The organism is Rugamonas violacea, from assembly GCF_016461825.1.
Classification (GTDB): Bacteria; Pseudomonadota; Gammaproteobacteria; order Burkholderiales; family Burkholderiaceae_D; genus Rugamonas.
In genome coordinates this window covers 1-11155 of record NZ_JAEMNU010000065.1, presented here as the reverse complement: position 1 = coordinate 11155, position 11155 = coordinate 1, and the positions used below count along the sequence as shown (strand labels likewise).

Annotated in this window: 7 protein-coding genes; 1 reads left to right on the top strand and 6 read right to left on the bottom strand. The window is 64.6% G+C overall.

All coding sequences use genetic code 11. The features are described 5' to 3' along the window. A partial coding sequence (locus H7U20_RS12590; RefSeq protein ID WP_233410720.1) for a PP2C family protein-serine/threonine phosphatase occupies nt 1–681 on the bottom strand: 681 nt, incomplete at its 3' end. Between the two features lie 25 nt (nt 682–706). Further along, nucleotides 707–1714, bottom strand: coding sequence for a serine/threonine-protein kinase (locus H7U20_RS12585; protein ID WP_199759498.1), 1008 nt, complete (start codon nt 1712–1714; stop codon nt 707–709). Between the two features lie 88 nt (nt 1715–1802). Here H7U20_RS12585 and H7U20_RS12580 point away from each other — a divergent pair, with 88 nt between their 5' ends. Further along, nucleotides 1803–2693, top strand: a complete 891-nt coding sequence (locus H7U20_RS12580) for a YicC/YloC family endoribonuclease (RefSeq protein WP_199759497.1) — start codon at nt 1803–1805, stop codon at nt 2691–2693. An 87-nt stretch (nt 2694–2780) separates the two neighbouring features. Here the strand turns inward: H7U20_RS12580 and H7U20_RS12575 are convergent, their stop codons facing one another. The 4 genes from H7U20_RS12575 to H7U20_RS12560 form a co-directional block, all read right to left on the bottom strand. Next, nucleotides 2781–4085 carry an aminotransferase-like domain-containing protein gene (locus H7U20_RS12575; protein ID WP_233410719.1) on the bottom strand — a complete coding sequence of 435 codons (1305 nt, stop codon included), beginning with the start codon at nt 4083–4085 and terminating at the stop codon, nt 2781–2783. 34 nt (nt 4086–4119) lie between these two features. After that, nucleotides 4120–4701, bottom strand: coding sequence for a VOC family protein (locus tag H7U20_RS12570; protein WP_199759496.1), 582 nt, complete (start codon nt 4699–4701; stop codon nt 4120–4122). An 11-nt stretch (nt 4702–4712) separates the two neighbouring features. Continuing rightward, nucleotides 4713–6359 carry a cyclic peptide export ABC transporter gene (locus tag H7U20_RS12565; RefSeq protein ID WP_199759495.1) on the bottom strand — a complete coding sequence of 549 codons (1647 nt, stop codon included), beginning with the start codon at nt 6357–6359 and terminating at the stop codon, nt 4713–4715. 251 nt (nt 6360–6610) lie between these two features. Further along, nucleotides 6611–11155, bottom strand: a 4545-nt coding sequence (locus H7U20_RS12560; protein WP_199759494.1) for a non-ribosomal peptide synthetase, incomplete at its 5' end; no start/stop codon positions are given.

Below are 11155 nucleotides of genomic sequence, written 5' to 3'. Positions count from 1 at the left end.
GGCCAGCGCCGCCCGCAGCATCTCGGGCACCGCGCGCACCACGGTCTGCTCGCTCAAACGGCGCGCCAGCTCGTCGTCCGGCAGCATAGACCACAAACCGTCGGAGCACAATAACATCAGGTCGCCCGGCAGCATGCTGGCCGGCCGCGACAGCTCGATGCGCGGCAGCTGGGCCGCGCCCAGGCAGTTGTAAAGCTTGTTGCGGTCGGGGTGGGTGGCGCGCGCCGACGGCGGCACCAGGCCCTTGGCGATCAGGCTCTCCACATGCGAGTGGTCGCGCGTGCGCGCCAGGATCTGGCCGCCGCGCAGCCAATACAGGCGCGAGTCGCCGCAGTGCGCCCAGGTCGCCGTGTTGTGCTGCACCAGGCAGGCCACCACGGTGGTGCGCGGCGTGTCCGGCAGATTGTGCGCCTGGCTGTAGCGGTGGATCTCCTGGTGCGCCGCCAGCAGCGCCTGTTCGAGGAAGCGCTCCGGCTTCTTCACGTAGGGCTTGGCCTGCTGCTGGAACAGCGTGGAGACGGCTTGCAGGGTCAGGCCGGCGGCCACCTCGCCGAGCAGATGGCCGCCCATGCCGTCGGCCAGCACCAGCAGCAGGGCGTCGCGGGTGTAGCTGTAGCCCATGCGGTCTTGGTTGACCTTGCGGCCGCCGATTTGGCTTTCCTGGTAGACGGAGAATTGCATGGGAGGCGCCTTCGCGGTGGGGAGTCTAGGGCTGCAGGGTGTTGCCGGCCGGAGTAGGCGCGGGCGCGGGCGCCTCGCCGCGGCCCAGCAGGCCGAGGCGGCGCAGCAGGCCGCGCCAGCCGGACGGCGGCGGCGCGGCATTGGCCAGCGCCACCGGCTGCTGCAGCAGCTTCTGCAGCGCGAACAGGCTTTGCGGCCGCGCCAGCGGGTCGACCGCCAGGCACCAGCGCACCAGCTTGACCAGCTCGGGCGAATAGCCGACAGCCAGCTTCAGGAAGTGCTGCTCCATCTTGTCGTCGAGGCGGCGCTGGTCGGCCGGCTGCGGCGGCGAGCCGACCATGCAGGCGAACATCGAGGCGCCGATGCTGTACACGTCCGACCACGGCCCCAGTCCGCCGGTCCGGGCGTACAGCTCGGGCGGAGCGAAGCCGGGCGTGTACATCGGCGTCAGCGTGGGCAGGTCGTTGTTGACGGTCTGGCGCGCCGCGCCGAAGTCGAGCAGCATCGGCGTGCCGTCGCTGCGCAAGTAGATGTTGGCCGGCTTCAGGTCCAGGTGCAGCAGCTGGTTGGCGTGCACCTCGCGCAGGCCCTTGAGCACCTGGACGAAGATCTGCCGGATGAAAGCCTCGCCCAGCTTGCCGCCCTTGGCGCGCTGGCGCTGGATCTGCTCCTGCAGCGAGTGGCCGGACTCGTAGGCCATGACCATGTAGACGGTCTCGTTGGCGCGGAAGAAATTGAGCACCCGCACCACGTTGGGATGGGCGATGCGGGCCAGCGCCCGGCCCTCTTCGAAGAAGCACTTCAGGCCGATGCGGAACACCGGCAGGTGCGGCTTGGCGATGACCGGCACCAGCTCGCCCGGCTGGCGCAGCGCCAGCGAGCTGGGCAGATATTCCTTGATCGCCACCGCGTTGCCGTCGGCGTCGTAGGCCAGGTAAACAATACTGAACCCGCCGGACGCAATTTTCTTTACAATGCGGTATCCAGCAATTTCCAGACCATCGGGCAACGGGGCGTTGTTTTGAGCAGCCATAGTTTTCCTCGCCTCAACAGGTCGATTGTGTGGATAAATCACTGTTTTGTAAAGATTAAATCGGGGATATCCATTGAGCATTTCCAGCATGACAGGCTACGCGGTTGCCACCAGCGAAAGCGCGGCGGGGACACTGACGATTGAAATCAAGAGCGTGAACTCGCGCTTTCTCGACCTTCAGTTTCGAATAAACGACGATTTGCGCGCGCTCGAACCCGATTTGCGCTCAGCGATCATGGCCGCCATCACCCGCGGCAAAGTCGAATTGCGCCTCAGTTTCGGCCGCAAGGCCGCCACCACCGGAACCCAGGCGCTGAACCTGCCGCTGTTGACGGAGTTGCAACGCCTGCAACTCGAAGTCGGCCAGCACTTCGCCGGCGCGCCGATGATGACGGTGGCCGAGCTGCTGCGCTGGCCCGGCGTGATCGAGGAGGCGCAGATCGGCCAGGAGTCGCTGCAGGCCGACGTCGCCAGCCTGACGGCGCGCACCGTGGCCGCCTTCGTCACCAGCCGGCAGCGCGAAGGCGCCGCGCTGGAGGCCATGCTGACCTCGCGCATCGACGCGATGGACGTCATCGTGCGCCGCATCACGCCGCTGATCCCGCAGGTGGTGGCGGCCTTCCAGCAGAAAGCCGTCGAGCGCATGCAGGACGCGCTGGGGCTGGCCTGCCAGGGTTCGAATTCGGCGCTGTCGCGCCAGGACGCGCTCGAACGCATCCGCCAGGAGGTGATCCTGTACGGCATCCGCATCGACGTGGCCGAGGAGCTGGGCCGCCTGTCGGCGCACCTGAACGAGACCCGCCACATCCTGAAAAAGGGTGGCCAGGTCGGCAAGCGCCTCGATTTCATGATGCAGGAACTCAACCGCGAAGCCAACACCTTGGGCGCCAAGGCTTCCGTCAAGGAGCTGGCCGACGCCTCGATGGAGCTGAAGCTGCTGATCGAGCAGATGCGCGAGCAGGTGCAAAACCTGGAGTAAAGCTGGAGTAAAGCTGGAGTAAGTAAGCATCCAACCAGTAAAAAAGCGCCCGACGGGCGCTTTTTTATTGCGGCATGCGGGCAAGCGTCAGTCCGCCGCGCGCTCTGCCGGCGTGGCCATGCGCTGCTCGACGAAACGTCCAAGGCGCCCGATGCCCTCCTCGATGCGCTCCGGCGTGACGTTGCTGAAGGCCAGCCTCAGGCAGTAATCCTGCTCTTCGTCGAGGGCGAAAAACGACAGGGGCATCGCCAACACGCCATAGTCCCTGGCGCAGCTGGCGGCCTCCCCGCCCAGAAACTTGAATGGCAAGCTCAGCGTCAGGAAAAATCCCCCTTGCGGACGATTCCAACTGATGCGGCCTTCCCATTTCTTGAAGGTCTCCTCAAGGCAGGCCAGCATGGTGTCGCGGTTGTGCCGGTACAAGTCGACACTGCCCTCCACCAGCCGCTTGAGACTGCCGTTTTCGCTCAGCAGCAGGCCGCCGACGATGGCCTGGGAGACCTGGCTCGTGTTGCAGGTCAGCAGACTTTTGATCTGCGAAATCTTATGCATCAATGCCTGCGTGCGCTCCGCGCTGCCGCCCAATTGCTTGGGGAAGATGGCAAAGCCAACCCGCAAGGCGGGGCAGATGGTCTTCGAATAGGTGCCCAGATACACCACGCAGCCGGCCTGATCCAGCGCGAACATGGGCGCGATCGGCTCGCCCTCGTAGCGGAACATGCCGTATGGATTGTCCTCCAGCACGGTTATTGATTTCTCGCTGCAAAAGGCGATGAGCTCCAGCCGCGCCGCGCGCGACAACACGGCCCCCGTCGGATTGTCGAAATCGGGCACCAGATAGAGCGCCCGGGGCCGCTTGCCCTCGCCTTCGAGCCGTTCGACAGCGGCGCGCAGGAAAGCCAGCGTGTCGTCGACGGCGCAGCTCAGGCCGGCCACTTCGATGCCGTGCAACTCGGCCACGCCGGTGATGCCGATGTAGGCCGGGCTGCGCACCAGCAGCACGTCCCGCTCGCTCTCGAACAAGGCCCTCAGGCACAATTCAATCGCCTCCTGACAACCGGCAGTGACGATGATTTGTTCGCGGCCGCAGGCGATGCCTTCGTCCAGACCGACCTGGGCGGCGATCAGGTCGTCGATGATGCCGTTGGTGCGGCCATACTGGGACAGCACGTTGACCGCCGCCTCCTCGCTGAGCGAATGGGCCGCAGCGAAATGGCGGGCGAACAGGGGAAACTGCGCCATCCAGTGCGCCAGCGCAAAAAACTGCTCGGTCGGCCGGCCCGACGCGAACGAGATCGCATTGGGGAAATTTCCGCTCATTTCATTGAGAAAATTCATCACGTCCAGCCGTGACGACGATCCCTGCATGCCTTCGATTTGATCGCGCTTCATTCCCGAGTCTTTCCTTCCACAAATGCGCCTAGTCCTAGTATTTGCCGCCGCGTTCCAACTGGGCGAACAGCTCATTGACGTTTTCTTCCAAAAAATTTTCCTCGCCGCTGCGCGCGATGAATTCGAAACTCAGGCCGCTGTTCGGGTCGCGGCGCGAGAAAATCTGGCTCAGTCCGGCCCCCTGGATCAGGGTCGTGTCGAACTGCAAGCCGGTCGCCGACAAGGCGTTTTCGGCGTCTTGCGCGCTGTCGACGGCCAGCGCGATATGGGCCACGCCGGGACCGAAATTCTGCACCAGGCGCGACACTTGCGAATCGGGTTCGGTGCCCTGGCAGAGGACGAATTTGATATCGTTGTGCTCGATCTCGGCCGACACCATGCCGGTGTTCTTGCCATGAATCTCTCGACGCCGGATCAGCTTGAAGCCCAGCGTGTTGCAAAAGAAATCGATCCCCGCATCGAGGTCGATCACCGCAATGGCGATGTGATCGATTTTTTTATACCTGCCGGCGGCCGGCGGATTTACGCTCTGTATATCACGCACGAAAGTCTCCTCAAAAAAAATTGATTTGCTCGACACCAGGCCATGCCTTGAGGGCATGGCCGGCATCCACATGGCGCCGCGTTTTAGACCGCGTGCAGCACGGCGGCGTGTTGCTGGACGGCGGGCGCGTCAACATTGCCGTCGGCCAGCTTGATGATGCGGTCGGCGCAGCCGAAATAGGCATCGTCATGGCTGATGACGATGACCGTCTTGCCGCGCGCCTTCAATTCCGGCAGCAACTCCGTGTAGAACACGCGCTTGAAAGCCGGGTCCTGGTCGGCAGCCCATTCGTCGAACAGATAGATCGAACGGTCTTCGAGATAGGCGCCGACCAGGGCGAGGCGCTTTTTCTGTCCGGCCGACAAGTCGATCGTCGAGAATCTGCCGTCCACCACCTTGACCTTGTGCGTCATGTGCAACTTGTCGAGGTAATGGGCGGACTGCGCCATGATCGTTTCCGGGGCCACGCCCAGCAGGTGCTCGAACAGGTAGAAATCGGAAAACACCGCGGAGAAATTCTGCCGGTAGTGCTCGATATTTTCCTCGGTGACGCTGGCCCCGTTCATGCGCACGCAGCCGCTCTCCGGCATATACAAGCCCAGCAGCAGCATGGCCAGCGTGGTCTTGCCGCTGCCGTTGCCGCCCACAATGAACAAGATTTCACCGGCCTCCACCCGCAGGCTGACCGGGCCGAGCAAGAACTTGCTGTCGTCGGTCTTGCCCGGGTAATGGTGGCTCACCGCATCGAGTTCGATCAGGCAGGACGACTTGTGCTTGAACGGATTCGGCCTGTCGAGCACCATCAATTGCTCGCTCAGCGTGTTGTCGAGCTGCTGGATGCGGCGCAGCGCGATGCTGGCTTGGCCGAGCGAAGGCACGGCATTGATCATCGAACTGATGGGGCCGATCAAATACAGCAAGACCAGGGTCACGCTGGTCAGCACGGCCGGCGACTGCGGCAGCCACAGCGGCACGACAAACAGCAAGATGCCGATCGCGATATAGAACAGGATGTCGCCGACGTTGGATATCCAGGTATAGGCGGAGAAGCCGCGAATATAGATATCGCGAAATTGCTTGGCGTCCGGCGCGATGACCTGGTCGACGAAGGCGCGGCCGCGCTGCTTGTTGAGCTGTAGTTCGCGGCTGCCTTCGACCAGGTCGCGGAAATGCTGGTACAAATTATCCATTTTCGTGCGCACCAGGCGCAGGTGGTGGAAGGGATAGCGCTGCGCCTTGTTGAAGGCGACCAGGCAGACCACCAAGGTCAAGGTCAGCAAACCGAACAGGGGCAAGGACAGCCAGGCCAGATACGAAAAGCAGGCGACGATCACGATGCCTTCGGTGAGGATGCGCGGCACGGCTTGCAACGCCGAAGTGAAAGCGTCGATATCCTTGGTCAGGATCACCAGCAAGCCCGGCTTGCCCAGCTCCTGCAGTTTCTTGTAAGGACTATCCATCAACTTTTTGCTCAGGCTGATGCGCATGTCCATCACGGCGTTTTGCGTCAGGTGCAGGATGGAGATCTGCGAGCTGGTGCGCGCCACCAGCACGACGATGCAGAGCCCGAAAAACGACAGCGCAAAATCGGCGCCCTGGACGCTGCCGGTGATGCCGCCGGCAATCACCTTGACTAGGGCCGCGCTGGCCAGGCCACCGAAGATGGCGCAGACACAGGCCAGTATCAACAAATAGCTGGAGCGCTGGTAGAGGTACTTAAGTAGGTTCATTGAAGTTCGCCAGTGAGATTCACAAGGGGTTGTTGATACAAAACAATCCTTCGGCAAGCAGGCGGCGCACCGTTCCTGCCATCGGAAACGCAGGTAAGTTCATGGTAGCCAGCCAAAACACTGTAGCATTGTTTTGTTATCAAAATGTATTTATTTATCATCTTTTGAAATATGCATTGTTTTTACAACACTCCTTCCCCGGCGCCGGATCCGGAGGATGAAATAGGCTCACCACGTCGCTGCTGCGCATCTCAAGCTTTCTGCGCGGCGAGCGCGTGGTGCTGGGCATCGAGCAGGATCGGCCTCATCCATGCGGCCAACGCGCCGACATGGTCGGGCGCGAGCAGCGTCAAATGATTGCCCGGGGCCTGCCACAACTGCGTCTGCGGCGCATTGCCGCGCCAGCCGGCCAACACGCTGGCCGGATCGCGCGCCACATACGCGCTGTCGGAGTCGGCGTCCGGCGCCACCACCAGATGCAGGGGATGGGGGTAGGACGCCGGCGCATACGGCGTGTTCAAGTTGCTGCCGAACACACGCACGATGCCCTTCATCGTCTGCAAGCTGGTGCGCGGCGGCAGGATCTTGACGTCGATCAAGCGCGACAGCAGCAGATTCAGCTGGCGCTCCGGTTCCAGCAGCGCGAAGTCGGCCGCCTGCAGGCCCAGCGGACGGGGCAGATTCAGCTCGAACAGGTGCACCAAGCGTTCGAGGATCTCGACGCGCGTGTAGTTCGAACGGTTCTCCGCCAGCGAAGGCACGCGCGAGTCCAACACGAACACCGACGCCGGCGCCTGGCCCTGGGCGGCCAGCTGTTGCGCCATCTCACGCACGATCCAGCCGCCGTAGGAGTGGCCCAGCAGATGCACCGGCCCTTGCGGGTTGTGCTCGCGCAAGGTTTGCAGATAGAAACTGGCGGCGCTGGCCACGCTGCTGTGCGGCGCCAGTTCGCCGCACAGGCCGCGCGGCTGCAGCCCGTGCACCGGCAGCTCGGCCCCGAGCGCCATCGCCAGATGGGTGAACGAGGTGATGCTCGCGCCCGCGCCGGGGACGCAATACAGCGGCAGCTGGCCGGCCTGGCCGCGCTGGATGGTCAGGCGCGGCAGGTAGGCATGCTCGGGATGCTTGAGCGGCGTGGCCTGGCTCAGCGCGCTGGAGAGGGCCGCGCCCAACGCTTGCACGTGCGGCGCCTCGACCATGCTGTAGTGGCCGCCAGGCACGGCATGCGTGGTCAGCCGCACTCCGGCGATCTCGCCCCAACCGAGTTGGCGGTCCCTGCGCTTCTCATCTTGCGCGCTGAACAAGGTGATCGGCACCGACACGGCCGGCAAGGCGTAATTGGCCATGGCGATGGCCATGCCGTAACGCACGGCCAGATGGCGTTGCAGCGTTTCGTTGTCGATCCCGGCCGGCAGGATGCCCTTGTCCTGGCACAGTTGCAGCATGGCGGGAACGTCGCCTTCGGCATGCAGCTGCCTGAGCTCGTTCACGGCGTAGCGCGCCAGATTGTCGCGCACGGCCTCGAACAGGTAGCTGGCCACATCCTGGGTCGGCGGCGTGGCGCCCGGTCCGTAACGATAGTCGCTCGTCGTGTCGAGCAGGCCGAGGAACTGCACGCTGTCGTCGGCCCCGATCAGCTGGTTGGCGATCTCGTAGGCGATCATGCCGCCCGACGACCATCCCGCGATTCGGTACGGTCCCTTCGGCTGGACCCGGCGGATGCCCCGCACATAGTCGCGCGCCATTTCCTCGACCGTCGACTTGGCCACTTCGCCCTTCAGGAAGCCGGAGGCAGCCAGGCCGTACACCGGCACTTGCGGATCGATCCACTTGGCCAGCTCATAGGCATAGGCGATCTCACCCAAGCCCGGATGGATCAGGAACAGCGGCGCTTCGCCACCCGTGGTGCGGATCGCCACCATGTTCGAGCAGTTCGCCTGCAACGCCTGCTCGGCCACCAGCCCGGCGAAACCGGCCAGGGTCGGTTGACTGAACAAGGTGCGCAAGGCGATATCGACATCGAGGGCTTGGTTCAAGCGCGACATCAAACGCACCGCCAGCAGTGAGTGGCCACCGAGTGCGAAGAAGTCGTCGTGGCGGCCGACCCGCTCGACGCCGAGCAAGGTTTGCCAGATGGCGGCGATGGCCTGTTCGAGCTCGCCTTGTGGCGCCGCGTAGCTGTGCGTGGCCATGGCCGTCATGTCCGGCGCCGGCAGGGCTTTGCGGTCGAGCTTGCCGTTCGCCGTCAACGGCATGCTGTCGAGCGTGACAAAGGCCGCCGGCAGCATATACTCGGCCAGGTGCCGGCCCAGCTCGGCGCGCAGCTCGGCCGGGCTGCCCGGCTCACCGCTCAGATAGGCCACCAGGCGCTTATCGCCCGGCTGGTCTTCGCGCGCCAAGACCACCGCTTCACGCACGCCGTCGCACTGCGCCAGGCGGGCCTCGATTTCACCGAGCTCGATGCGGTAGCCACGGATCTTGACCTGGAAGTCGTTGCGGCCCAGGTAATCGATATTGCCGTCGTCCAGCCAGCGGCCCAGGTCGCCCGTCTTGTACAACTGGCCTGCGCCAAAGGGATTGAGCAGGAAGCGCTCGGCCGTCAATTCGGGACGGTTCAGGTAGCCGCGCGTCACACCGGCGCCGCCGATGTAAATTTCGCCCACCACGCCCAGCGGCACCGGCTGCATGCCGGCGTCGACGATGTGGATCTGGGTATTCGCGATAGGCCGGCCGATCGGCACGAACTCGCGCCCGCCCAAGCCGGCGTCGACTTCATAGGTAATGCAGCCGACCACGGTTTCGGTCGGCCCGTATTCATTGATGATGCGCGAGGACGGTGAGAGCGTCCGCCACAGCGCCGCCGTGGCGGCGGGCAGCGCCTCGCCGCCGACCACGAACACGTGGGCCGGATAGCGCCGGCCGGTCGCTTGCAGGCGTTGGCCGAGCAGGGCCAAGTGGGCCGGCGTGATCTTGACCAGCGCGCCGTTCGAGCTGGCGAACAGGGCTTCGAGTCCCTCCAGCTCCTCGCCTTCCGGGATCAAATGCAGGCTGCCGCCACTCATCAGCGGCAGGTAGACGCTGGTGACGGTGGCGTCGAAGGCCAGCGGCGAAGAGACGATCGCATGGCACGCGCCGGTCGACTGGTAATGGCCATACGCCCAGTCCAGGTAATTGCACACGGCCGCGTGCGGCACCATCACGCCTTTCGGCTGCCCGGTCGAGCCGGAGGTGTAGATCAGGTAAGCCAGGTGGGATGGCGCCAGATCGGCACGCTGCGGATTGTGCGTTGCCTGTGCCGCGAGCGCGTCCAGCGCGTCCAACTCGTCCAACTCGTCCAGATGCAGCACCGGTGTCGTGCCGGCCAGGTGCGTGTGCAGGCGCCGCTCGGTGAGCAGCACCTTCGGCCCGCTGTCGCCCAGCATATACGCCAGCCGTTCGGCCGGATAAGCGGGATCGAGCGGCACGTAGGCGCCGCCAGCTTTCAGCACGGCCAGCAAGCCGACCACCATCGTTGTGCCGCGCGGCGCGCAGATCGCCACCCGCTCGTCCGGCCCCACGCCCATGGCCACCAAGCGGTGGGCGAGCCGGTTGGCGCGCTTGTTGAGCTCCGCGTAGGTCAGCGTTTCGCCCTCGAAGGACAAGGCGACGGAACGCGGCGTGCGTGCGGCCTGCTGCTCGAACAGCTGATGCACCAGTTGCGTGCCCGGCGCGGCGGTCGCGGTGGCGTTAAAGCCGCCCGTCAGCTGTTCGCGCTGGTCGGCCGCCAGCAGCTGCAAGCGGCTGACGTTCTGCTGGTCGTTCTCGACCATCGCCTGCAACAGCGTGCGGAAGTAGCCCAGCAACCTGTCCACAGTGTCGCTCTTGAACAGCGCCGTCGCGTAGACCAGGCCGCCGACCAGGGTCTGCTCCGCCTCGCTCATCGACAGCGACAGGTCGAACTGGGCCGTCGTGTGCGGCGTCGCGACCCCGCTCAGCGTCAGGCCGGGCAGACCGTAGCCATCACCGCCCGGCGTGTTGTTGAACGTGAACATGGTCTGGAACAGCGGACTGTGGCGCATGCTGCGCTGCGGCTTGACGGCATCGACCACTTGTTCGAACGGCAGGTCTTGATAGACGTAGGCGTCCAGGGTGTCGAGGCGCACCCGCGCCAGCAATGCGGCGACGCTAGGATCGGCGCCGATGTCGACGCGCAGGGCCAGCGTATTGGCGAAAAAGCCGATGAGGTTTTCCGCCTGCGCGCGCTGCCGGTTCGCAATCGGGCTGCCTATCACCACGTCCGACTGTCCACTCAGGCGCGCCATCAAGATGCCCCAGCCGGCCAGCAAGGTCATGAACAGCGTGCTGCCATGGCGTTGGCTCAACTGCTTCAAGCCGCCCGTCAATTCCGCCGACAAGGCGAAATCGACACTGGCGCCGGCATGGTCCTGCACCTCCGGACGGGGGAAGTCGCTCGGCAAGGCCAGCAACTCCGGCGCGTCGGCCAAGCGGCCCTTCCAGTAGTCGAGCTGGGCCTGCAAGGCGTCGCCCTGCAACCAGGCGCGCTGCCAGACGGCGTAGTCGGCGTACTGGATCGCCAGCGGCGCCAGCGGGTCGTCCTGGCCCTGGCTGAACGCCGTGTACAGCGCGCTCACCTCCCGCACCAGCACGCCCAGCGACCAGCCGTCGGAAATGATGTGGTGCTGGTCGATCAGCAGCATGTGCTGGTCCGCGTCCAGGCGCAGCAGCAGGCCACGGATCAAGGGGCCGTGCGCCAGGTCGAACGGGGTGTCGAAGAACTGGCGCGACAACGCCGCGCC